Below are 25498 nucleotides of genomic sequence, written 5' to 3'. Positions count from 1 at the left end.
ACTATGAAGCATGGAATTATTTTAATAGGTCTGTTGCTGTTATTACCACTATCAAAACTGAAAGCACAAAATCTCTTAACAGATCGGGTAAATGTACAGCTAAAGGGTCCTATGCTGAATGAGTTAGTTAAACAGCTGGAGTTTCAAACTTCCTATCGCTTCTATTATGATGAAGCTCTTTTTAAGAACTTTCCATTGAATCTGGATCTTAAAAATGTCGCTGTAAGGGAAGTGTTGGATAAGGCCCTGAATGGCTCGGATTTTCACTATGCGGTTTTTGAAAATGCAATCTTTTTAACAAAGCATGTACAAATTCTAACTGCTATTCCCTCTAAGCAAACGGCTGAAACGAAGATAAATAAGACTCTAAAAACTGTCCCATTAGCCGCAGACCTCTCGTCGGGGAATGCTCCGATGTCAGTAAAAAAGGAAAATAAGCTGGCCAATACGCCATTGGTGTTGAGAGAAGTCGTTATTACCAGTCATCAGGCCTCAAATGTTCTGGGAACTAATATGGGGGTTGAGCGCCTGGATATAAAGACGATCAAACAAGTGCCTACAGTTTTCGGGGAGGCCGATGTACTTAGGGTAGTATTAACGCTTCCTGGGGTGAAATCAGTCGGGGAGTCAAGTACTGGTTTTAACGTGCGCGGTGGCTCCGTAGATCAAAACCTCATTCTTTTTGATCAGGCAACAGTCTATAATCCTTCTCATTTTTTTGGTTTTTTCTCAGCATTTAATCCGGAAGTTATCAGTAATGTGCAGCTCTATAAGAGTAGTATTCCCGCAAAGTATGGGGGACGCCTCTCTTCTGTGCTTGAACTGAATGGGAGAGACGGAAATAAAAAGGAATTTACCGGTACTGCAGGCATTGGTCTCCTGACCAGTAGGTTGAACATTGAAGGCCCGATTATTAAAGATAAAACTTCATTTATATTGGGCGGAAGAACAACCTACTCCAACTGGATCACTAGCATGCTGCCAGAAAATTCCGGTTACCGAGGTGCCAAAGCTAGTTTTTATGATTTAAATCTTAGTATAAGCCATCAACAGAATGATAAAAACTCTTTTAATGTCACTGCATACCTGAGTAGCGATAAATCTAATTTGGCCACAGACACTACTTTTCAATACCAGAACAGGAACCTGTCTTTGCGTTGGAAGCACATTTTCAATGAAAAACTATATGGCACAATAAGTGCCGGGCGGGACGAATATAGCTATGATAATTTTAGTACCTATAAGGACGACATCGATTATAGCTTGAAGTTTAGCATCGCTCAGACTAATTTTAAAACTAATTTTAATTACTCCCCTGGAAATAGATGGAGTGCCAATTTTGGTACCAGCTCTATTTATTACACAAATAATCCCGGGGAATTGAGTCCACTTACCAACAAATCGTTGGTTATGGCTGATGTATTGTCCCCGGAGCAGGGGCTTGAAAATGCCCTGTTTGTCGAACAAACTTACGATTTTTCAAAAGTAATTACCTTAGTTGCGGGTTTACGTTATTCATTTTACAGCAGCTTGGGAGCTGGGGCTGCAAACATCTATGCTGATGGCTTAGACAAAAGCGATGCTAATATTGTCTCGGTAGTAAATTATGCCAAAGGTAAGGTGATCAAAACTTACCAAGGTCCAGAATACAGATTAGGAGCAACATTTTTACTAAACCCTGATTTATCACTTAAAGCCGGTTATAATACACAAAGACAGTACATTCACATGCTTAGTAATGCGACCAGTATGTCACCTACTGACATATGGAAATTAAGTGACTTAAATATTGCACCGCAAAGCGGCAGTCAGTTTTCACTGGGGGTTTATAAAAATTTTAATTCCAATACGATTGAAACATCTGTAGAAGGATACTATAAAAAAATAAATGACTTTTTAGATTATAAAAGTGGTGCTAAGTTAATACTGAACCATCAAATAGAACAGGATGTTTTGCCAACGCAGGGTAAAGCGTATGGGGTCGAATTCCTTGTTAAAAAACCAGCTGGAAAGTTAAATGGTTGGGTTAGTTATACCTATTCCAGAACCATGCTTAAAACAGATGACGCAAGGGGTAGTAATTCCATAAATCTGGGTGAGTACTATCCAGCTAATTATGATAAACCACATGATTTTACCTTCATTGGAAATTACCGCCTTTCGCAGCGTGTAAGCGTTTCACTGAATGTTACTTACAGTACCGGCAGGCCCATCACACTTCCTGTTGGAAAATATTACTACCAGGGGGGACAGCGATTATTGTATTCGGAGAGAAACCAATACCGTATTCCTAATTATTTCCGGTCTGATCTTTCCATTAATATTTTAGGTAACCATAGGATAAAGCAATTGACTCACAATTCCTGGACGATTGGTGTATACAATCTCACAAACAGGAAAAATGCTTTTGCAACTTTCTTCGCCAGTGAAAATAAACTCATAAATGGGTATCAATTATCCATTTTCGGAACTGCCATTCCATTCGTAAACTATAACATACGTTTCAAATGAAAGCACTAAAAATTGCATTCCTTCTTTGCTGTTTGATTATGTCCTCGTGTAAAGATCCTTTTACTCCAGAAGTAAGCAAGAATTACAAGGATTTACTGGTTGTTGAAGGCTTTATAAACATTGGGGGCACAACTCAGATTAAGGTAAGCCGTTCCATCGATTTGCAGGATTCGAGGTCGACTGATCCGGAGAAAAATGCTACGATAACTATAGAGGGGGAGGATGGAAGCGTTGTTACGGGAAAATCAACGGAAAAGGGCGAGTGTTTTTTAATGACGCAGAATTTAGTGCTGGGAAAAAAATATAAAGCCAGAATTATCCTCGCCAGTGGGAAAGTTTACGAAACTGGGTATTTAGCAACCAAAGCCACTCCGGAAATCGATAGCATAAGCTACGCCATAACTGATAAAGGATTCCAAATTTTTGCCAATACACATGATCCGGCAAATGATACCAGATTTTATACATGGGATTATGAGGAAACCTGGGAGGTGGGCGTACCTTTTGTCTCGACTATGGAATTTAAAAATTCGCAGGTTGTAGCACGCGATCCGAGTGTAAATATCCAACGTTGTTGGACAAGTTCAAAATCGTCAACTATTCTCCTTGGATCAACCGCACGTCTTTCTGAGGACAAATTAACATTGGTGCCGATCGTTTACATCCCAGGTAATTCTGTAAAGGTGGCTAAGCTCTACAGTATTTTGGTTAGACAGTATGGATTAACAAAGGACGCCTACGAATTTATGGAAAGGATGAAAAAAAACACAGAACAGATCGGTGGTATTTTCGATGTTCAGCCCTCCGAGCTCAAAGGAAATCTGGTTTGTATCTCAGACCCAGCTGAAAAGGTCCTCGGCTGGATCAGTGCTGGTACTATTGTCGAAAAGAGAATTTTTATCAGCTATCAAGATAAGCCGTCTAGTGGAGTCAACTGGGTATATCGGGAAAACTGTAATGCGTCAGTCATTGATAAGGATAGTTTAGTTTATTACATACGTTCCAACAAATTTATTGTCAATGAAATGTACGCCGAGACATATCCAGGAGGCCCGCTTATGTACAAGTATACCATGAGTACCGAGGAGTGTATAGACTGCCGTTTACAAGGATCTAATTTGAAACCGGCATTTTGGCCAAATTAACTGCTTTTATGAAAAGTTTGATTGCAATTTTATTTTTTATTGGGGTTGTAGTCCATGCACCGTGCTATGGTCAGCTACTCGATACCGGTTTGCTTAAGCAAAAATTTAGGAGCCATCTGGACAATAATTTCCAAGAAAAAATATATGTTCATACTGACAAGAATTCTTATTTGGCCGGCGAAATTTTATGGTTTAAAATATACAATGTCGAAGCCTATACCAATCGCAAAGTGAATGTAAGCAAAATTGCCTATGTCGAATTATTAGATGCTCAAAATAAACCGGTATTGCAAGTGAAGGTCTCACTCGATAATGGCACTGGTTCGGGTTCTATTTATCTTCCAGTTTCCTTACAATCAGGAAGTTTTCTGTTGAGAGTATATACCAATTGGATGAAAAATTTTGATGCGAACTATTTCTTTCATAAAGGACTTTCGATATATAATACAGTAAAGGTCGATTCTGTACCTACAGAAGATCCTCCCATGATTGCATCCGCGATACAATTCTTTCCCGAGGGTGGGAACCTGGTTAACGGATTAACTAGTAAAATTGGGTTTCGCGGAGTTGATCATACAGGCAAAGGCTTCGATTTCACTGGTTTTGTTTTGAATGATCATAATGATACACTTGCGAAATTCAGGCCCTTGAAGTTTGGGCTAGGTAACTTTTATTTTAAGCCAGAATCGGGAAAAAATTACAGGGTAATCATCCAGCCTAGAATTGGAAAAGTGTTTTATGCAGAGTTACCTCAAGTTTTTGAAAGAGGTATGGTTATGCAGGTAAAGACTCAGCAAGATTCAATGTTAAATATTTCCATTCAGAGTAATCTTGATCAGAAAGGAAATTTTATTTTATTTGTTCATTCTGGGCAAAAGGTAATTAGCAACTATACAATAAATGCTCAGCAATCCATACCTACGGTTGAGCTTCCGATTGAAAAGCTAGGAGATGGAATTTCACATTTTACTTTATTCAATGCGGCAGGCCAAGCTGTTTGTGAACGACTCTATTTTAAAAAGCCATCAGCACTATTGAAAGTGTCGGTTTCAACAGATAAAGTAGAATATCCAAAGAGAGCGCCAGTTAAAGTTTCAGTTTCACAAACTCAGCATGCCAGACCGGCAAATTCTAATTTTTCTGTAGCGGTATTTAAAGCTGATGCTAACGGATATGAGGAGGATATTGTAACCAGCCTTTGGCTAACTTCAGAATTAAAAGGACAAATTGAAAATGCTTCCTGGTATTTAAGTGATTCTTCAACCATTGCTACTGATAACTTAATGCTCACTCATGGTTGGAGGCGCTTTGTATGGAAAGATGCACTAAGTGGGGAAAAAAGAGAATTGGAGTACCTTCCAGAAGTTCAAGGGCCAATTGTAAGCGGCAAAGTCGTAAATAGGCTGACGCAAGCTAATATGCCTGGTGTTAATGTCTTTTTGTCCATACCGGGACGTAAATTTCAGTTTTATACAGGTGTATCAAAACAAGATGGGCGCGTACATTTTTATCCCCGAAAATTTTATGGAAGTCATGAAATTATTGCTCAAACCGACCCTCGCTTGGACAGTTTGGCGCGTATAGAAATTCAAACTCCTTACTCGGAAAAAATTGCTGAATATGGTTATCCAAGTTTTAACAAAAATCTGGATACTAATTCCCTGCTAAAAAGGAGTATTGCAATGCAAGTAAATAATGCATTTCATTCGGGGTCTTTAAACAAGGAAATAAACCTTGTTAAAGACAGTTCGTTATTTTATAAAAAACCAGATAGGCGTTATCGTTTAGATGACTACGTTCGGTTCACTAAAATGGAGGAAGTTTTGAGGGAGTATGTTTCTGATATCAACGTTATATTGCGGAAAAAGGAATTCCATTTAAGTGCTTTTGATAAACAGGCTAATAATTTTTTTGATTCAGCCCCTTTGATGTTGATTGATGGCCTTCCATTATTTGATGATGGAAATTCAATTGTTGGAATGGATGCGAGGAATATAAAAGATCTGGAAATTGTCACTAATACCTATGGCTATGGTACCCATGCATTTTCAGGTATTGCGAGCTTCCGGACTTACAATGGTAATTTATCAGGAGTTAAGGTTCCGGCACAGGCCGTGGTACTTGATTATGATGGCCTTCAGTACCAGAAAGAGTTTTACGCTCCGATGTATGAGGGAGACGTTTCGAGGAGATCGAGGTTAGCCGATTATCGCACTACGTTGTTATGGAGGCCTGAGAATAGCACTAATAATCTTGGGAAAGGGACCCTAGACTTCTATACTTCAGATCTGGAAGGTGAATATATTGTTGTGGTTCAATCGCTCTCGGAAAATGGACAGGCCGGGCATAGTTCTTACAGTTTTAAGGTTTCTAAAGACGCCGCTACGAAATTATAATCCATACTTTGCCCATTGCCCGAAATGACTGCCTTTACATACTTGCCATCACGTTGGTAAGTTATTTTTTTAGGGAAGTCATGCTTCGTGTTTTCGCAGGTAAAACCATTCGCACTTAATGCAGTCAGCTTAAAATAAGTTGGTTGCTTTTCGCCTGTAATCATCACTGAATAAAAAATATCATTCCCCTTTACGATAAACTCAAGGTTTTCCAAAAAAATGGTTTCCTTTCCTTTTAGTGTGACGCCTTTTCCACTTAGCTTCAAGCCGTTTATTTTTGTCCATGTTTCATAACCAGATTGTCCGGCCGCGGGATTAGCTCTAATCCATTTGCCTACCAACCATTCTAATTTTTTAAATTTCTGTTTATTGGTTTCTTGTCCAAAGGCCGTGGAAATTAGGAGCAAGATTGGGACAACAAGAATTAGTTTTTTGGCTTTCATAATTTTTTTTTAATCAAATATAAGTACAGTCAATTCAGTAGTATTGTACAAAACCGACTTGGTTAATTTACTTGTTTAAGAAAAAGTTAGCCATGTTTTTCTCTTCGAAGAAATAGGAGGAAGGATCTTCACCTGTGAAAGCTTTAAAGTTGCGGATGAAATGTGATTGATCGTAATAACCAGATTGGTAGACAATTTCCGTCCAGCTGCTATTTTTTGATTTGATCAGTTGAAAGATATAATTGAAACGAATGATCCGGGCATAATATTTAGGGGAAAGTCCGATGTATTTTTTAAACAGTCGCTCTAACTGTCTTTCACCGAGTCCGGCAACCTTAGCCATTTCTGCGACGGTGGCCATTCCATTTGAATTAACGATGAGGTCTAATGTGTCTTTTAGTGGATTTTCGGACGCGTTTTTACTGAGCTCAATAAAATGATTATCTAAAACCAGTTTAAGATGGTGTTCATTTTGGAATGGCAGCAGGCTGTCTTTTAAAGTAGAGAGTTGTTGATTAGGAAAAGTATCAAGATCGACGATTTTATCCAGGTACTGGTCCATGCTCAGGTTAAATAGCTGAGTTAGCGCAGCAGGTTTCAGCTTAATAGCAAAAGAGCCTGTAGGTCCGGTGTTTTCGAGGTAAAAATAACTGCTGATTTGTCCGGCTAGTAAATTTGGGCTTTGTACATGCCACTCTTTCTCGGTTTTTGCTTTGTATACACTCCCATAATTAAATATCAGCTCTGTAAAACCATCGGGAATAATCTTTTCTATTCTGGGTGTCGGATCATCGCTTTGCATCATCCAATAACATTCGATGAGTTGTGTTAGATTGGGATGTGGGGCGATTCTAATGAACTTCATATTGCAAATTAGACTATGTTTGAGAAAATAACTATTTACCTTAGTATTTATATTTATTTACCGATGAAAAAACTACTCCTATCTCTAGCCCTGATTCTGTTCGTCACTTTATTAAAAGCGCAGTCTACGTTCGTACGCTTTGCGACCAATAAAGGTGACATCATAGTAATGCTTTATGATGAAACCCCAAAGCATAGAGATATGTTTTTAAACACGATTGAAACTGGCTTGTATAAAAACGCCGAATTTAATCGTGTCATCAAGTCTTTTGTAAGTCAAGGGGGAGAATTAGATGATACCATTCTGAACAGAGAGAAATTACACCCAGAGCTTGGGGCGGAGCGGTTCGCTGCTGAAATTAATCCGAAATTATTTCATAAGAAAGGTGCTTTGGGTGCAGGTAGAGATGACAACCCAGCTAAAGCGTCGTACTTTACACAGATTTACCTGGTAACGGGCAAAAAACAAACCGACGCACAGTTGGATGCCATTGAGCAGAAGAAAAATAGAAAGATTTCTGCAGCGCAAAGGGCTATTTATAAATCAATAGGAGGGATCCCACATCTGGATCAGGACTATACCGTTTTTGGAGAAATAGTAGCCGGTATGGAAGTGGCAGATGTTATTAATGCTGTGGCTACCGATAAAAATGACGTGCCACTTAGCCCTGTGGTTTTTAACCCTATAGTGCTTTCTAAAGCAGAAGCTGCAAAATTGAGGAAGCAATTAAAATAAAAGCAAGAAAAGGCTGAGAACTCTCAGCCTTTTCTTTTTCTAAAAGTGCTCTACTATTTAAGCAATTTCTCAATTGCGGCAAGCATTCCTTTAAATTCCTCTTTATTATATAACCGTGTCAAGTAGGCGATTTTGCCCTGCTGATCGATTACTACATTTCTGGTTACGCCGCTTTTTTTATCTGCGAAGCGGCCAAAAATGTCTGCACCAGGATCAAGTGCTAATGGGTAAGTGATTTTCATGTCCTTCGCAAATTTTTGCACTACTTTTAGGGGCTCGTCACGATCTACACCAATTAGCATTAAGCCTTTATCCTTATAAGCCTGCCAAACATCTTTTTCCAGATGTGGCATTTCTTCACGGCATACTTCGCACCAGCTAGCGGTAAACTGTAGAACAACTACTTTTCCTTTCAATTTGGATAGGCTAGTCGTTTCTCCGTTGGATAAAACCAATTTAAAATCACTTGGGGCCTGGTCACCTACTTTTACTTTGTATCCTCGATCATCAGGTTTGCTATCCTGAGCGATTAAAAAGGTTGGAAATAAGCAGATCAGGTAAACTAATAATGTTTTCATAGCTATGTTTATTTATTCCACCAAAGTGGAGTGGTAATTACATCATCTCCTTGAGCAGCAAGCGCCTGTTGGTAATTGGTTTTGTTGACACTTTGTTCTTTTACAGGGTAATAGATACGTTTAGGTATGCCATTTCCGAACACTGGTTTGAATACATAATTAAAGGTTTCTGCAGGGGTAACCCTTGTCCATACGACATCGTTTGGCTTAACCAAAAAGTTTGGGAATCCTGTACGGCGAATTTCCGACCAGGATTCAAGTCCTTGGGTATAAAGCGCAAAGTACTTTTGTGTCAACACCCTTTCTTTAGTTGCCGCAGGTAGATTATTCGCATAGGTCTGTGCTGCTGGTTCTGCAACGCCCCAACGGGTTAGGGAGGCTACAACTCCATTTTTGTATTCACTATCGCTCCAGTTTTGATACTCAGAGATTAAAAATGCTACCTCTGCATACTCCTGAAGTACTTCACTAAAATCAGCTGCATTAACCAATGTACCCGGTAAGCTGATGTCGGCAGGCTTATTAATCCCGGCAGCTTCTAAAGGCAAACCATAAGGCTGACCAACATACTCATTGTTTTTGTTAGGCCTTGCATAGATCGCTAAACGAGGATCTAAAGTGTTAAAAGGCCCCAATTCTCCTTTTAAGGAATTGATGAGGATGTGTGATACCGCAAAATCCTGACGGTTGGCGGTAATCGTTGCTTTATAAAGCGGAGCTTCGTTTGGCGCCGATGTACTGTATTTAAAAGCAGCAGTATGTATATTGGATGTAAATACACCTTGTGCTAGTGCTTCTGCAAAATGTTGCTGCGAAAGCGTGGGTAATTTTGTGCGAATTCTAGTGGCTAGGCGCAGACGTAATGAGTTGGCAAACCTTGCCCAGTTTTCATTCTTGCCTTTGTATATAATATCGGAAGAGCCAAAAGTATTGGCTGTCGGATATTTCCATAAGGTATCAGCCGCCTGTTTCAGTTCATTCAGCAGGTCCGTATAAATTTTTTCCTGAGTAGCATACTTAGGGGTATAGTTGTCAGGGTTTTGTTGCAAAGCTTCAAATGAAGGATCTGCGTTGCCGAACGATTGATAAGGTATATCGCCAAATACATCACTTAGGGAATGAAAGGTAAAGGCCTTTAATACACGACAAATCGCAATCTGGTTGGCATTTGTACCTGCAACAGTACCAACAGCGGCAATGGCTTTAGTGGCTGGATTGGTGTTGAGCTTAATGATCTCATTTAAGTTGTTTAAAGCTTTAAACCCATCAGCCCAATAGCGATCCGAAGTGCTCTTTGGAAGATCGTAACGACTTTGATCTGTATAAATGTTCTGGCTGTAGTACTGTGCAAATAGCATGGTGCCATTCAAGGAGAAATCCAGATTCCTCACGTTGTCCATGATTTGTTTTTCAGCAGATAAAATTAAGGTAGGAGTAGTCACATTGCCCGGTCTGTTGGGATCTATATTGATTTCGGCCAGGTTCTCGTCCTTGCATGAAATAAATGCAGTAAGCGATAATAATGCAATGGCTGATATTTTGTTATAAAAGTTCATCTCAGTAATTTTTAGGGTTAAAACTTAACACTTACATTTAAACCATAGGTAATAGGGACTGGAATGTTACCGCCCTCTATGCCCTGTACGTTTCCGCCACTATTGGTGAATTCTGGATCAATGTATTTACTTTTGGTATAGATGTTCCAAAGGTTTCTTCCGTAAGCAGTAAGACCAAGGGAGCGAATTGCGCTGTTCTTTTTCAAGTCGAAAGTATAACCCAGCGTAAGCTCTCTTAGCTTAATGTATGAAGCATCAAACACACTAAAAGTAGTTGGTCCATTGTACTCATTCCTTGCCCAGGCCAGTGCCGATATGTTAGTGTCGTTTTTACGGGTATTGGTCACGGTATACGAACCATCAGGATGGAAAGCTACATCGGCTTTTACGCCATCTACAACAATGCCAGTCTCCCTGATGCCATTTGCTGCAGTTTTATCCAATACACCCGCGTACATACCTACTTTATAGGTCTGGGAGAAGAAGCTTCCTCCCATTCTTCCATCTATCAGGAAGCTCAGGCGCATTTTTTTATAAGTGAAGGTATTTTGAAAACCAAACAAATAATCCGGCAGCACACTTCCTAATGCTACTTGTTGCGAGGTTTTAAGGTAAGTACCATCTGCCTGTACCACGCGTTGTCCATCTGGCGCATACACAAAGTCATTCCCCATTATTTGTCCGTAAGGTTTGCCTTCCTGTGCCACCAAAGTTACCAGCAGGTTGCTGAGTTCAAGGGTGTTTACGCCTTCATCTAAGGAAACCACTTTGTTCCGGTTTCTAGACCAGTTGAGTGTACTATTCCATTCAAAGTTGCCACTTTTTATTGGTGTGCCATTTAAGGTTACCTCTATACCTTTATTGTTTATTTTTCCTGCGTTTAATACTTTGTTGTCATACCCAAAGGCCGCAGACATCGGTACGGGAAGAATTTGGTTGCGACTGTTGTTGTTGTAGTACGTTACATCAAGCCCTAAGCGATTCTTAAACATCTGTACATTTATCCCAGTTTCTACAGAACTGGTAATCTCAGGTTTTAACAACGGATTATTTAGTGTAACTGGCAAACGATAATTCGCAGTTCCATTAAATGGTTGTTGCGCTTCAAAAACAGGGAGTAGTTGATATGGATCTGTATCATTACCTACTTGTGCCCAGCCTAGACGTACTTTAGCAAAATCAAGCCATTCTTGTTTTTTTAAACCTGCAAGTTCACTAAATACAAAACTTCCGGTAAGGGATGGGTAAATGAATGAATTGTTGTCTACAGGAAGGGTCGACGACCAGTCGTTACGTAAAGTTCCATCCAGGTAAAGCATTCCCTTCCATCCGGCCGAGAAGCTGCCGTACAAGGAATAAACCTGTTTGTGGAAAAAGTTATTGTTGTTTAGTACGATAGGTGCATTTTTAAGGTTGTAGTATTGCGGGATAATGAGGCCCCCTTGAGTTAATCCATCACTAATACGGCGTTTTTGATCTCTGATGTTCCCTCCAATATTGCCAGATAGGGAGAAATCTGCCCAGCTTTTCTTTGCTGAAGCCAGGAACTCGTAATTGAATTCGTTAAAATGGTTGGTGTACTCTTGATATTGCGATTGGGAACGTGAATATACCGCTATGCGGTCTTGGTACTCAGAAGTGTAGATGTCGGCATGTACTTTTCCTGTTAGTTTAAGCCAGCTATTGGCATCCACTGTGAAGCCCATATTTCCATAAATTCTATCGCGATTTTCCTCCATATAACTTTCGTAGGCAGACCAGTATGGGTTGTCAATAAATCGGGTTGCTTCGTCAGCAGCTGTATTCTGATATCCTGTTCTGTTCCATGGGCGCGCAGTACCATCTGCTCTTTTGTATTCGCTTAGTTTTTTGTAATCCACCTGTACTCCGCCCCATTGGAAGGCTTCGAGCATAATGTTACGGTTGGATGCCCCTGTCCAGGGCCTGCCCAGTGTGTTATTTTTGACATAGTTCAGGTTGCTGAATACATTTACAATGCCTAGCTGTGTAGAACCTGAAAAGTTTACGGCATTACGTCCTAAAGTGGAATTTGGAATTGTACCACGTACATTTTTATTGGTATAGGATAAACGGTAATTGGTTTGGCCGCTAGATCCACTAACCGCAATGTTATTGGTATTGGCAATACCGGTGCGGAAAAAGTAGTTGACATCATTCTTAGGATAAACCCATGGCTGTGGATTTAGATAATCAGCAGGATATTCTGGATCCAGGTTATACCAATGTAATACAGGTGTTCCATCCAATTTTGGTCCCCAGCTTTCATCAGCAGCATAATCTACGATATTATATTCTTTTCCGTTAATTGTGGCCTTAGCAAAGGTATTGGCATAGCCTTGTCCGTATAAATGCTGTCTTGTAGGTAGTCGGATAATGTTCTCTAGATCAATTCCGGTATTTAGGGTAATCTCGAATTTTTCGTTCTTACTTCCTTTTTTAGTCGTAATTAAAATTACTCCGTTGGCAGCTCTCGAGCCATATAGTGCGGCAGCCGAAGGTCCTTTGAGGACTGAAATATTTTCTATGTCATCAGGATTCAGATCCTGTATCATGTTCCCTACATCTTTACCCGCACTTCCATTTACGGTGGAAGAAGTGTTCAGGTCTGAGTTGTCTATCGGTGTGCCATCAATTACATATAAAGGTTGGTTACTGCCAGTTATTGAATTGATACCGCGGAGTAAGACACGGGTTGAGCCACCCATATTACCTCCAGAGGAAATGACTTGCAGACCAGATACCTTACCGGAAATGGCACTCAAAGCATTAGTTGGACGAGTGGTCAGCTCTTCTGCCTTTACTTCCTGCACCGCATAGCCTAGTGCTTTTTTCTCTCTGGATATGCCCATTGCGGTGACCACAACTTCATTTAATCCTGATTGTGCAACCTGTAAAATAATCTTACCGATGTTGGCTGTGGCTTTTATTTCCCGGGTTATAAAACCTAAATAAGAAATTTCCAGGATCGAATTTTCTTTCACATCCTTTAATACAAATGTACCACTAGCATCAGTTATGGTCACTTTAGTACTACCTTTTACCTTTACTGTGGCGCCTGGTAAAGGCATTCCGGTGGTGTCAACCACTTTTCCGGTAATGGGTTCTTGTGGCATTGCGGTATGGGTAGGTGCAGTCTCTTCTTTTTCCATAATGATTACCATTTTGTCGGTAATCCGGTAGGTAAATGTTTGATTCGCAAAGCATTTTTGTAGCGCTTCATCGAGCGATACATTTCTAACATGAATAGATACCGGTTTTGCTTTTACAATAAGTGCATTGTTATAAAAGAAGTCGTATCCGCTTTGCGTACGAATCTCTTTTATAATTTTGTTAAGGCTGGTATTGGTTTTATCCAGCGTAATTTTTTGTGCGAATGCATCCCTGGCCGATACTTGGATCATGGCTAGTAAGATGAAAAATATGGATAAGTTAATCCGCATGATGAGTTTTCGTATAATACTATGGCTTCCACCACGTTTAACGTTTAGGTAAAAAATCATACATTTGATAGTTAGGGTTTAGATAATTGTCAATTCAATAATAATCCCGCTTAAGCCGCGGTTTTTAGAGCCCTTACAATTCTGCCGGGGATGAGTCCAATCATTCCCGGTTTCTTTTTAAGGTCATCTTTATGTGTAGTTTTATGGCATAACGATGATCCTCCTTCCTTCAATTTTAAAGCTTACATTTCCGGTTAGTTCCATCACCTTTAGTAAGGCAGATACATTTCTGGTTTTAGAGACTTCACCCGAAAAGGTTTGGTTTAAATCTACTCCAGGCTTGTATACTACGTCTATATCGTACCATCTGGCAATTTTATTCATGATGCTTTTAATATCTTCATTAAACTTGAAATACCCATTTTTCCAGGAAACAACCTCCTCTAAATCGACATGATTGGCAATTGTAATGTGCTGTCCAGCTACCTGAGCCTGTTGCCCTGGTACGAGATATTTAGCGACTGATTGGTTGCTTACTTTTACTGATCCTTCGAGTAGTGTTGTTTTGATGGCCTGTTCATTTTTGTAAGCCATTACGTTAAAGTGAGTGCCCAATACTTCTACAGTTTGACCTTTAGTCATCACTTTAAAAGGCAAAGCTTTATTGCGAGCAACTTCAAAATAAGCTTCGCCTGCAATTTCTACTTTCCGTTCTTTACCCGTAAAGCTGGTCGGGTAGCTTAATGATGAAGCCGAATTAAGCCAAACTTTAGTCCCATCTTGCAAAATGATCTGATATTGTCCGCCTACCGGGGTACTGATGACGTTGTGTGCAGCAGCTTTAGCATTAAGCGCATTGGTGCTAATTTGGGTGCCATCATTGTAGACTAGTTCATCGGCTTTAATGACAATTCCTTCTTTATCGCCGTTTAAATTAATAGTTTGACCATTTGCCAACCGAAGCACTGCTTTATTTCTTCCGGGTTGCACATCGGTTTTTGCCACTACTGTACGGTGCTGTGCAGGTTTATTTTTGTCTAGATAAGTATAGAGTCCAAAGCTGACGAACACGAATACCAGGGCTGCTACAGCCGCTATTTTTGGCCAAAAGACAATTTGTTTTACAGGTGCAATGCTTTGCTCAAGTGCTGCAAGTATTTGCTGCTTGTCTTCTAAGCGCTCTTCAACATTCATATCCGGATAAATATCCGGGGTATGCTGGAGGTGCCATGATTCAAGAAGCGCTTTTTCTGCTTCAGTACAATTACCTGCTACATATTTTTGAAACAGTGCCTTTGCCTTTTTTTCTTCCATATTCGACCAGACAATTAATGCCTTATAAAGAGATACAGTTGAACACTGTGGAGGGGGTAAATAAAAATGAAAAAAATTAAATACCGATCAAAAAGGATAGGATCAGGTAGATGCCGATTTTGAAGCGTAAGATTTTTAAGGCATGTTGAACGTGCTTCCTTACTGTTAATTCGGAGATGTTAAGCTGACCAGCAATGGCTTTATGGCTTAGGTTCTCTTTTCTGCTTAATTGAAAAACCTCACGCATTTTTCCTGGCATACCTGCAATTTCATTTTCAATAAGTGCAGTCATTTGTTTTTCTCTAACCAAGTGGTCTGTAACACAGTTGTCTTCATTTGAAAAGGTTTCGAGTGTGGTTAAGTAGGCTGACTCAATGCGTTTGTGAGATAGTAGGTTAAATATGCGGTTCCTTACAGCTGCCGAGAGGTAGCTGAGCAGGCTAGGCTCAAAAGATAAAGTTTCCCGTTTTTCCCAAAGGGTCAAAAAAAGCTCGTGGATAATGTCTTTGGTTTCTTCCCGGTTGCGCATCCATTTATAAGCATGGACATGGAGTTGCCAGAAATACCTGTCATATATTTCAGTAAAGGCCATACGATCACCATCCTTTAATAAGGCGGTTAGTTCGTAATCACTTAGCTTACTGTATGTTGACATATTTGTATATATTATCTATGGCGAAGGTAGATATTTTTGTTTTAATTTGAAATATATGTATTAAAATGAGGCTTTGATGACTTGAAATATAAAGCTCCTTTCATAATGAATGTTAGATGAAATACTTGATTAATACCCAGAATCGACTTCAGTATTTTGCAAAAAAATAAATATAGTAAATTAATAATTATATATTTGCAGCCTCAAAACTAACCACCTTATTTTTCTAATTCAATGATTTAATGAATTGAAAATGGATGTGTTATAATGATTGGATTGAATAGGTAAAATTAAAATATTTTCAATGGTTAAGTCACAATTTGTAACAATAGGTATTATTAAATCTTCCTTGAGTTGCATGGTGTCCTTAACCCTGAAAGATTAAACAACAAACAAAAGCCTTATGCCCGCTGGCAAAAGGCTTTTTAACTTTAAAGACAACCCAAATGCTGAATTTTGTTCTCTTTGGCCCACCGGGTGCAGGCAAAGGCACCCAATCTGAAAAATTGATCGAAAAATATCAATTGATCCACATCTCAACAGGTGATCTTTTCAGGGCACACATTAAAAATCAATCGCCACTTGGACAACAAGTTAGTGCTTTAATTGCTGAGGGGCAATTGGTTCCTGATGAAATTACCATCGCTATGTTGGAAGAGGAAGTGGATAAAAACCCACAGGCCAAAGGATTTATATTTGATGGTTTCCCTCGTACAGTTCCTCAGGCTCAAGCTTTAGATGAGTTTTTAGTGAGTAAAGGCAGTAGCATTGCAGGTGTAATTGCACTTGACGTAGATCAGGATGAACTGACTAAACGTATTGCACAACGCCAGATTGAAACCGGTCGTGTTGATGATCAGGCAGATAAGTTGCAAAAACGTATTGAAGAATATTTTAGCAAAACGATCCACGTTTTGCCTTATTACGAAGCACAAAATAAATTGAGCAAAGTAAATGGTATCGGTAAAATCGATGACATCTTTGCGAATTTAAGCGCAGTAATAGATAAATACTAGCACAAAAACATTATTGATAGCGGGACAGAACTTAATGCTGCCCGCTATTGTTATTTATAAAAAAAACAGAAATTATGTCGCAAGGTTCCAATTTTGTAGATTATGTTAAAATATGCTGCCGTTCCGGTAAAGGAGGGGCAGGTTCTGCACATTTGCACCGTGATATAAGAACAGCAACCGGAGGTCCTGATGGTGGTGATGGTGGTCGCGGTGGCCATATCATCCTTAGAGGTAACACCCAGTTCTGGACACTACTTCACTTAAAATATCGTAAGCATATTATTGCCCCTGATGGTCTATCTGGTTCAAGTGGAACATCTACTGGTAAATCGGGTAAAGATGAGATTCTTGACGTGCCACTGGGTACGATAGCCAAGGATGCAGAGACAGGAGAAGTGCTATTTGAAATTACGGAAGAGGGAGAAACTAAGATTCTAACGGCAGGTGGTCGTGGTGGATTGGGCAACTGGCATTTTAAAACGCCAACGATGCAAACACCTCGTTTTGCACAGCCAGGTGAAGCGGGAAGAGAAGAGTGGATTGTGCTGGAGCTTAAGGTACTTGCCGACGTGGGATTAGTAGGCTTTCCTAATGCTGGTAAATCAACTTTACTATCCGTGGTTTCGGCAGCTAAGCCAGAAATTGCTGATTATCCTTTTACTACCTTGGTACCTAATCTGGGTATAGTATCTTACCGTGATAGTAAGTCCTTTGTAATGGCCGATATTCCGGGGATTATAGAGGGTGCTTCTAAAGGTAAAGGCTTAGGCTATCGTTTCTTACGCCATATCGAACGTAACTCGGTATTGTTGTTTATGGTTCCAGCAGATACGCATAGGAGCATAACAGAGGAGTACGAAATCTTAAAATCTGAGCTGAAAGATTACAATTCTGAATTGATGCAAAAGCCACACTTGTTGGCAATTACCAAATCAGATATGTTGGATGAGGAATTGATGGCAGAAATGAAAAAGGAACTTCCTAAAAATATTCCTTCCATATTTATCTCATCTGTAGCCCAAAAGGGATTGGTACAATTAAAAGATATGATCTGGGAAGCGATTAATGCTAAACAGGATTAATTGAATTTGGTCGTTATCCTAAATTTAGGATGATAATAACTTATAAAAATGGGGCTGTATCATGAGAAGATGGTATGGCCCCATTCTATTTTATTGCTCCACGAAATTCTTAAGGTTTTTGCCTATGATTTCTGTCCATCCGGCAGCAAAGCTTTCCTTGGCGAAATTGGGATCATCTTTACTTGGGAAACTTTCTAAACCAGTATGTGTTAATTTTACGCGGGTATTTGTACCCGCTTCAAAAATTTCGAATTTAACCCATGACTGCCCTGGGTAGTTGTCGTAACACCAGGAATAGGTTAACTTTTTACCTTCCTCTACCTCAGTAACCTTACAGATATGGAGGTACTTTTTGGTGTCACTGCCTGCTAGAAACTGGAATTTAAAGCCTACCTCGGGTTTAAATGCCTCAAGGTCAAAATACCATTGCTTCATTTTTTTTGTGTCTGTTATGGCTTCCCATACTTTGCTTGGAGCTGCGCTAAAGGTTCTTTCTATTACAAATGGATCTGTTTTCATTGGCTTTGTTTTTTTTACAGAAAACGGTTTCCTTATAAAACTCCCGGAAGGGCCAAACAGTTTTTAATATTATCATAAAGCCTGTGTTTCTAGGTTCTGGTTAATAATTCGGGCATTTGTAGTTTCCATAAGTTAGCATAGGCCGAGTTTACATTGAATAACAGTTCATTGTGTGTGCCCTGCTCTACGACCAGTCCTTTGTCCAATACAATGATCTTATCTGCATGGTTTAGTGTACTTAATCGATGAGCAATTACAATCACCGTTTTATGGTTGGCCTTTAAAATATCGATTGCCTTTTGTACATATTGTTCGGAAGCCGAATCTAATGAAGAGGTGGCCTCATCCAGAATCAGGATTTCTGGCTCGCGGTATAGCGCTCTGGCAATGGCAATTCTTTGCCTTTGTCCACCTGAAAGTGTAGTGCCATTTTCGCCAAGATAAGTTTGAAATCCTTTAGGCAAGGTCTCTATAAAATCGACGATACCTAGTTGTTCCGAAATATCCAGTATCCGTTGCATATCTGGTTCGTAATCGCCAATAGCAATATTATCGATTACATTGCCGGCAAACAAATCGATCTTCTGAGGTACAACGGCAATAGTTTGTCGCAGAGAAGCCATTCGTATGTATTTCAGATCGTATTTTCCGATGCTGACATTACCCTTTTGTATCGGGTAAATACTTTGGAGTATGGTCATGAGTGTAGATTTTCCTGATCCACTTTCGCCAACAATCGCTGTGAATTTTCCTTGAGGGATGGTCAGATTTAAATCTTCAAATACAGGGGCTCGGCTGCCATAGCGGAAATAAACATGTTCAAAATGTATATCGCCAATCTTATCCGCAGTGAGTTCAATCTGGTTTTCATTGTTCTCTCGTTCAAGGTCCATGATTTCGAAGAGTCTATCGGCAGCGATCACAGCATCCTGTACAGTTTTGTTCATGCCGATCAAAGAGGATACTGGTCCGGTAAAATAACCGATAAGGGTATAAAATGACAGTAACTCTCCTGGAGTAATGTTATTGTCGAGCACAAAGCCAGCACCCACCCAAAGTAAGATAATGGTCAGTAGTCTTGAAATTAACTCTGAAGATGTTGCTGAGAATAGCGCGTTCATGTTAGCGCTAAAGCCAGTTTGCAGCAACTTTACAAATCTGGTTTCAGTTTTCTCGTTGGCATGGTTCTCTAATCCAAAGCGTTTGATCGTGCCGATGGAGTTTAAGCTTTCCACCAGTTGAGATTCCAGTTCTGCTGAGTTTTCCATCAGCCTACGCTGTGCTTTTTTGTTCAATTTGTTGGTTACAATATAAACCAGTAGGTAGACTGGGATAACGGCTAGCATCAGTAAGGCCAGTTTCCAGTAATAGGTAAACATGACGAGGAATGAAAAGAAGACAATGAAAATGTTGACCAGGAAGTTAATGCTGACATCATTTAAGAATGTTCTGATTTTTACCGCATCATTAATCCTCGAGATAATTTCGCCTACCCGCATGGTATCGAAAAACTGTTGCGGTAGTTTGAGCAGATGCTTGTAATAACCCAATATGAGTTGGGCATCTATCATTTGCCCTGTTTTTAGGGTGAAAATAGTTTTTGCAGTACCTATAAAAAGCTGTACGGCCAAGACAACCACCATGGCGACGCTCATGAGATTGAGTAGATTCCTATTGCCGTCGACCAGGACAAAATCGACTAGTTTTTGCACGAAAATGGAAGTGGATAGACCTAAAATGGTATAGACAATGGCTCCAAACAAGGCTTGGATTAAAATGTTTTTATGGGGTTTTATTAAATTCCAGAAGCGGCGATGTAGTGAGTTCTTTGTATCTGCGGGTTCAAATTCCTCTGTGGGTAACAGTAGGACTAAGGTACCAGTCCATTCTTTTTTAAACTCTTCATGGGTTTTTCTGTGCATTAGCCCATCAATGGGATCCATCAATTGGATGAACTTGTTGTTGACTTTGTAAATGATCACATAATGCTGTAAGATCTGATCTACAAGAACATGGGCTATGGCAGGGGTAGGGATTTTGAAGAGGCTTTCGAATGGGCTTTTAACACCTTTAGCTTCAAAGCCTAATTTTTGGGCGGCTTCTACAAGGCCAAATATCGTTGTGCCTTTTTTATCGGTTCCGGCCAGTTGCCGGATACGGGCAACAGGTAAATTTAGTTTATAGTAGCTGGCTACAGAAGCCAGACAAGCGGCTCCGCAATCTGTAATGTCGCGTTGTTTTACTTTAATGCTCATAGCCTTTTTTATATCTTTCCGGTAACATTTGGATTCACCCAATCATCTACTTTATCGTACAGCAATTGGTATAAACTGCGTTCCGCAACGGTAAAACGGGCGGTAAAGGTCATGCCTTTTTTTAAATACCCTTTGTAGCCGTTCTTTAATTCCAGATAGCCTTTTGTGAAATCGCATCTAACTTTAAATACGGGTTGGTTGTCGATGACAATAATATCATCCGATATGTATAGTACCTTACCAGTCGCCAGTCCCCATTGATTATAGTTAAAAGCGTCCACCTGGAAGCGGACGTCCTGTCCTTTTTTTATCAGCCCTATATCGGCAGGTCTAACATAACAAAATGCGGTTATAGCAGCGTTTGGGGATATTTCGCCTATCTTTTGATTTGCAAATACATAAGCGCCTACCTGAAGTCCTGTTAGATTTTGTATCGAGCCATCAATTGGTGCTTTTAAAATGTATTGTTTCTTTTGCTCATTTAATTCGACCTGTTGTCCGCTTAGTTGTTGTAGTTCGGTACGAAGGGTATTTGCTTCTGTCTGCCATTGAGTTTTATAGCGGTTGATGATCATTTTGTAAGCCGATCTCGATTGTGCGAATTCGAATTTGTAGCGTTCATATTCTGATTCGGTAATGGCTTTATTTTGGAAAAGTTTGTTGTAGCGTTCGTATGTGTTTTCGGCTTGATTTTTAGCGATGCGTGCATTTTCCAGTTCCTGCGCAAATTGCTGCCATGAAGCAGTATATTGTCCGGTTTGTAATGGTGGATAGCTGAAGCCATTGCGATTGATATACACCAGCAATATGCGGATATCTTGTAAAAAGGCTGCAGTTTGGCCCTGTCGGTTTTGTACGATGCTGCCTTGTTGTTTAGCGAGTGTTGGATCTATGACCATTAAAGTTTCTCCCTGCTTAACTTTTTTGTTGTCAGCTAATTGGAGTTTTATCAAACGCCCATTTGCAGGGACGGTAAGTTCTGTTTTCTCAATAGAGGATTGGAGAAGTCCATTGCTTTTTACACTAATAGGTATTTTAATAAGAGGTAAGGCTACAAAAGTAAGTAGAATGGTAAATACGGTTACCAGGTAAATAATTTGGGTAGACTTATTGATTTTGGAGCGATAAACAAGGGACGTGCTGGAAATGGTTTCTGGGGAGTAAGTTGATAGGGACATGTAAGAGGTTATATTAAAATAGCCGTTAACTGGGAGGGTTAGTTAACGGCTATTTATTAATTTTTCGTGTTCTATAAACCGCCTAACGATCCTAAAACAGTTCTTAATTGTTTGTTAAGGAATGCAAAAGTGTCATTTAATACACTGTTTGCAGCACCGGTAACTGGAGCTAATGCACCTGTTAAATTACCCAAACCTAATCCATTAAGAATGCCAAGTCCGCTTAACAGACCGCCGCCTTCTACTTTTGTCATTTCAATTGTGTTCATTTCCTGAACACCAAGATTGTTCAAATCTAATTTTTTCATAGTTTAAATTGTTTTTAGGAATGATGTGATCCTATGTTTTTATTTTTTCCCTTACTCGTATCAGGCTTTTCAGGATACGCCTATGTTGGCCAACATAAAAACGAAATTAATAAAGCTGGATGTTCAGGAGTTTATTCAGTTTGTTCATTTAATTCACTTGCCACTAGAGGATTAATGAATAAGGTAACTGATTTTTGTCGTGTTTTGTCACACTTTTTTATTGAGATTTGTCTTGTATTCAGATAGATCATTAAAAAGATAAATATGAAAAGTGTTAAAGTAACTTATACTGTAAAAGCATCATTTGTGGCTAAAAACAAGGAGAATATCGGGGTGTTTATAAATGACTTGAAAAGAATGAATAACAATGGTATCCGTTACAGTATTTACCTGGGTGAGGATGGGAAGACATTCACACATCTTTCGCTATATACTGATGAGGTAGCCCAACAAACTTTTCTTGAAATGGATTCATTCAGGGATTTTCAGGAACAAAGGGACGCAAGTGGACTGGAGGTTGAGCCAACCATTGAGGTGCTTAACTTAGTCGCAGCCTATTAAAATCGATAAGAAAATACTGGAATTTGTGATTTTTTAATGGTTTCTTTGTTTAGCAGCAGGTATTCGGAATGGAGACGTTTGCCTGACAAGCATTTTTTTTAATGGAAATAGGGAAACTTTTAGAGGATATTTTACCGAAAGCTCGTATTAAAGTACGATTGATAGATCTGGTTGCTTATGCATCGGATGCAGGATTTTACTATTTACGGCCTAAAGCTGTAGTGCAGCCTATTGCTGAATCAGAGATTATTGGGCTGTTTAGGTTTTCACATCAACATCGGGTGCCTTTAACATTTAGAACAGGCGGAACTAGTCTTTCTGGTCAGGCTATAACCGATGGAATCCTTGTAGATTTAAGTCAATACTGGAATAAAGTAGCGATTGAAGAGAATGGAGACCTGGTAAGGGTGCAGCCTGGAATTACTGGAAGTGTGGTAAATGGGCATTTAAAACGATATAAAAGAAAGATCGGACCTGATCCATCTAGCATTGATGCCGCCATGATGGGCGGAATCCTTTCCAACAATTCGAGCGGGATGTGCTGTGGGGTGAAATTAAATTCTTACCACACTACCAAACATATCCGTTTCATTTTACCTGATGGTAAAACCTTTACCACAGAAAAAGTAGCCGATTATGATCGGTTTGAAAAGGAATGCCAACATATTTATGAGGCAATAAGGGGGATGCAAGACCAACTTAAAGGCAATCCTGCACTTTACGATCTGATTCGCAGAAAGTATGAGACTAAAAATACGGTTGGTTATTCATTAAATGCCTTTATTGATCATCAACATCCGCTGGATGTATTGGCTCATCTTTTAATTGGCGCAGAAGGAACGCTTGGCTTTATTGCCGAGGCGGTAATGGCAACCGTTCCAGATTATCCATATAAAACCACGGCTTTTTTATATTTCCCAGATATTTATGCAGCCTGCCAGGCAATTATTCCTTTGACAGTTTCGGGTGCAGAGGCGGTTGAACTGATGGACAGGGCCTCGCTAAGGTCGATAGATAGTTTAAAAGGGGTGCCGGAAAGGTTAAAAACTTTGCCGGAAACAGCTGCAGCTTTGTTGGTCGAATTTCAAGCCAATAGCTTGGAGGATTTGCATGCTAAGAAAAATGTATTTCTCGCTTCCGCTTCTTCTTTATCTATGCTTGAAGCGCCTTTATTTACTGAAGATGTAAAAGAACAAGCTTTTTTCTGGAAACTAAGGAAAGGAATGTTTCCCGCTGTTGGTGCAGTAAGGGCCAGTGGTACCACGGTTATACTGGAAGATATAGCTTTTCCGGTAGCAAAATTGGGGGATGCGATTCTTGACCTTCAACAGTTGTTTAAAAAGTACGCATACCATGAGGCCATTATTTTTGGCCATGCTAAGGATGGAAATATCCACTTTGTGGTAACACAGGCTTTTCATACTGCTGCCGAAATTGAGCGTTATGATTTGTTTTTGCAAGAGGTAGTTAAGCTTGTGGTAGAAACTTATGATGGGACTTTAAAAGCGGAGCATGGTACAGGTCGTAACATGGCTCCTTTTATTGAAACGGAGTGGGGTGGCGAGGCTTATCAGATCATGAAGCAGCTGAAAGCTGTGATTGATCCACAAAATTTGCTAAACCCTGGAGTTATCATTAATGAAGATAAAAAAGCTCACATTGCCAATTTAAAGCCATTGCCTACGGTAGAGCAGGAGGTTGATAAATGTATTGAATGTGGTTATTGTGAACATAAATGTCCAAGTCGTAACATTACGCTTACGCCCAGACAAAGGATTGTGGTGCGAAGGGAGCTTGCCGGGTTAAAAGCTAAAGGCAATAAACAAGATTTTGATCAGCTGGTTAGCGAATACCAATACGATGGATTGGATACCTGTGCGGTTGACGGTTTATGCGCTACGGCTTGTCCGGTAGATATCAATACTGGTGATCTGGTGAAACGTTTAAGACGGGAGAACCATAGCCAAACTGCTAATAGCCTGGCTTTGACTGTTGCGAAGCACTTTGGCGCAACAGCCTTTACCGTAGGCCTTGCTGTAAAAGCAGGTGATGGTATGAATAGGATTTTTGGTGAATCGACCATGAGGAATATTACGGGTGGTTTGAAAAAGTTGATCCCTGCTGTTCCTTTATGGAGTAATCAGCTGCAACCTACAAAAGGTAAAATTGAAGGGAATCGTAATGGCTCTGTGATTTATTTTCCTACTTGTATCAACCGGATGATGGGGGGTGCCAAGGACAATAAGAAAAGTGTGCCGCAAACTTTTATGAGTGTTTCGGCTAAGGTGGGAATTGAAATTGTTGTCCCAGATGATATTAACAGTACATGTTGTGGACAGCTATTCTCCTCTAAAGGTTACCAAGCGGCTTACGTTTATACTTCTAATGAAACGATCAGGAAGCTTTGGAAATGGACTGAAGGGGGAAGACTACCAATAGTGCTTGATGTAAGCTCTTGCACGCATACTTTACAGCATTGTCGCACGGTGCTTTCTGATGAAAACAAAGCTTATTTTGACCAGATGAGCATCATCGACAGTATAGATTATTTACATGATCTTGTATTGCCTAAGCTGAAAGAGGTACACAAAAAAGATAGTATTGTTTTGCACCCTGTTTGTACCTTAAAGAAAATGGGATTGGAAGGAAAGTTATTTCAGATCGCAGACCGGTTTGCTCATGAAGTAGAAGTGCCATTGATGGCCGGTTGTTGTGGAATGGCAGGAGATAGGGGCTTTCTTTTTCCAGAGCTTACTGCTGCGGCTACTGCACCGGAAGCTGCTGAGGTGAAAGGTGCTGAATACGCTGGATACTATTCTACCGCCAAGACTTGTGAAATGGCCATGTCTGATGCTGTAAGTAAAAATTACGAATCAATATTATATTTGGTTGACGAGTGTTTGTAAATAGGATGGCTATC

19 protein-coding genes are annotated in these 25498 nt (G+C 39.9%); 8 read left to right on the top strand and 11 right to left on the bottom strand.

Annotation, left to right across the window (positions count from 1 at the left end):
* The first annotated feature begins 3 nt into the window (after positions 1–3).
* From BLS35_RS13600 to BLS35_RS13590, 3 genes are read left to right on the top strand one after another with little or no spacing between them, the layout of a single operon-like run.
* A complete protein-coding gene (locus BLS35_RS13600) occupies positions 4–2511 on the top strand; it encodes a TonB-dependent receptor (RefSeq protein ID WP_090781848.1) in 2508 nt (835 codons plus the stop codon).
* On the top strand, positions 2508–3656 hold the full coding sequence (locus BLS35_RS13595) for a DUF4249 domain-containing protein (RefSeq protein WP_090781847.1): 1149 nt from the start codon (positions 2508–2510) through the stop codon (positions 3654–3656). Before BLS35_RS13600 ends, BLS35_RS13595 begins: the two co-directional genes overlap by 4 nt.
* A gap of 8 nt (positions 3657–3664) precedes the next feature.
* Positions 3665–6052, top strand: a complete 2388-nt coding sequence (locus tag BLS35_RS13590) for a hypothetical protein (protein ID WP_132225986.1) — start codon at positions 3665–3667, stop codon at positions 6050–6052.
* Here the strand turns inward: BLS35_RS13590 and BLS35_RS13585 are convergent.
* Both BLS35_RS13585 and BLS35_RS13580 read right to left on the bottom strand, forming a co-directional pair.
* A complete protein-coding gene (locus BLS35_RS13585; protein ID WP_090781844.1) occupies positions 6010–6495 on the bottom strand; it encodes a DUF6265 family protein in 486 nt (161 codons plus the stop codon). The genes BLS35_RS13590 and BLS35_RS13585 overlap by 43 nt on opposite strands.
* Positions 6496–6562: 67 nt before the next feature.
* Entirely contained in the window at positions 6563–7360 is a 798-nt protein-coding gene (locus tag BLS35_RS13580; RefSeq protein ID WP_090781842.1) for a helix-turn-helix domain-containing protein, read from the bottom strand.
* Positions 7361–7423: 63 nt separating this feature from the next.
* Between BLS35_RS13580 and BLS35_RS13575 the strand changes: the two genes are divergently transcribed.
* A complete protein-coding gene (locus tag BLS35_RS13575; RefSeq protein ID WP_090781914.1) occupies positions 7424–8095 on the top strand; it encodes a peptidylprolyl isomerase in 672 nt (223 codons plus the stop codon).
* 53 nt (positions 8096–8148) lie between these two features.
* On the opposite strand, the gene BLS35_RS13570 is transcribed toward BLS35_RS13575, so the two are convergent.
* The 5 genes from BLS35_RS13570 to BLS35_RS13550 all read right to left on the bottom strand — a co-directional run bounded on the left by BLS35_RS13570 (position 8149) and on the right by BLS35_RS13550 (position 15659).
* Positions 8149–8673 carry a TlpA disulfide reductase family protein gene (locus BLS35_RS13570; RefSeq protein WP_090781840.1) on the bottom strand — a complete coding sequence of 175 codons (525 nt, stop codon included), beginning with the start codon at positions 8671–8673 and terminating at the stop codon, positions 8149–8151.
* An 8-nt stretch (positions 8674–8681) separates the two neighbouring features.
* On the bottom strand, positions 8682–10229 hold the full coding sequence (locus tag BLS35_RS13565) for a SusD/RagB family nutrient-binding outer membrane lipoprotein (RefSeq protein ID WP_090781838.1): 1548 nt from the start codon (positions 10227–10229) through the stop codon (positions 8682–8684).
* A 17-nt stretch (positions 10230–10246) separates the two neighbouring features.
* Positions 10247–13750 carry a SusC/RagA family TonB-linked outer membrane protein gene (locus tag BLS35_RS13560; RefSeq protein ID WP_132225987.1) on the bottom strand — a complete coding sequence of 1168 codons (3504 nt, stop codon included), beginning with the start codon at positions 13748–13750 and terminating at the stop codon, positions 10247–10249.
* A gap of 141 nt (positions 13751–13891) precedes the next feature.
* Positions 13892–15004: a FecR family protein gene (locus BLS35_RS13555; protein WP_090781836.1), complete on the bottom strand. Its 1113-nt coding sequence runs from the start codon at positions 15002–15004 to the stop codon at positions 13892–13894.
* Positions 15005–15080: 76 nt separating this feature from the next.
* A complete protein-coding gene (locus BLS35_RS13550; RefSeq protein ID WP_090781834.1) occupies positions 15081–15659 on the bottom strand; it encodes an RNA polymerase sigma factor in 579 nt (192 codons plus the stop codon).
* 446 nt (positions 15660–16105) lie between these two features.
* Here BLS35_RS13550 and BLS35_RS13545 point away from each other — a divergent pair, with 446 nt between their 5' ends.
* Together BLS35_RS13545 and obgE are read left to right on the top strand one after the other, a co-directional pair.
* On the top strand, positions 16106–16675 hold the full coding sequence (locus tag BLS35_RS13545) for an adenylate kinase (protein ID WP_090781832.1): 570 nt from the start codon (positions 16106–16108) through the stop codon (positions 16673–16675).
* Between the two features lie 74 nt (positions 16676–16749).
* Complete coding sequence (gene obgE, locus BLS35_RS13540; protein WP_090781830.1) at positions 16750–17757, top strand: GTPase ObgE; 1008 nt, start codon at positions 16750–16752, stop codon at positions 17755–17757.
* A gap of 90 nt (positions 17758–17847) precedes the next feature.
* On the opposite strand, the gene BLS35_RS13535 is transcribed toward obgE, so the two are convergent.
* The 4 genes from BLS35_RS13535 to BLS35_RS13520 all read right to left on the bottom strand — a co-directional run bounded on the left by BLS35_RS13535 (position 17848) and on the right by BLS35_RS13520 (position 22017).
* Complete coding sequence (locus tag BLS35_RS13535; protein WP_090781828.1) at positions 17848–18276, bottom strand: SRPBCC family protein; 429 nt, start codon at positions 18274–18276, stop codon at positions 17848–17850.
* Between the two features lie 89 nt (positions 18277–18365).
* Positions 18366–20531 (bottom strand): peptidase domain-containing ABC transporter, encoded by a 2166-nt coding sequence (locus tag BLS35_RS13530; RefSeq protein WP_090781909.1) that lies wholly within the window; start codon positions 20529–20531, stop codon positions 18366–18368.
* Between the two features lie 8 nt (positions 20532–20539).
* Positions 20540–21709 (bottom strand): HlyD family secretion protein, encoded by a 1170-nt coding sequence (locus BLS35_RS13525; protein ID WP_090781826.1) that lies wholly within the window; start codon positions 21707–21709, stop codon positions 20540–20542.
* Positions 21710–21780: 71 nt separating this feature from the next.
* Entirely contained in the window at positions 21781–22017 is a 237-nt protein-coding gene (locus BLS35_RS13520; protein WP_090781823.1) for a hypothetical protein, read from the bottom strand.
* Between the two features lie 264 nt (positions 22018–22281).
* Here BLS35_RS13520 and BLS35_RS13515 point away from each other — a divergent pair, with 264 nt between their 5' ends.
* Positions 22282–22578, top strand: a complete 297-nt coding sequence (locus tag BLS35_RS13515; RefSeq protein ID WP_090781822.1) for a hypothetical protein — start codon at positions 22282–22284, stop codon at positions 22576–22578.
* Positions 22579–22679: 101 nt separating this feature from the next.
* Complete coding sequence (locus BLS35_RS13510; RefSeq protein WP_090781820.1) at positions 22680–25484, top strand: FAD-binding and (Fe-S)-binding domain-containing protein; 2805 nt, start codon at positions 22680–22682, stop codon at positions 25482–25484.
* Positions 25485–25498 lie beyond the last annotated feature (14 nt).

This window comes from Pedobacter sp. ok626 (genome assembly GCF_900100435.1).
Taxonomy (GTDB): domain Bacteria; phylum Bacteroidota; class Bacteroidia; order Sphingobacteriales; family Sphingobacteriaceae; genus Pedobacter.
The sequence above is the reverse complement of the archived record's forward strand: the minus strand, read 5'-3'. Positions and strand labels throughout refer to the sequence as shown.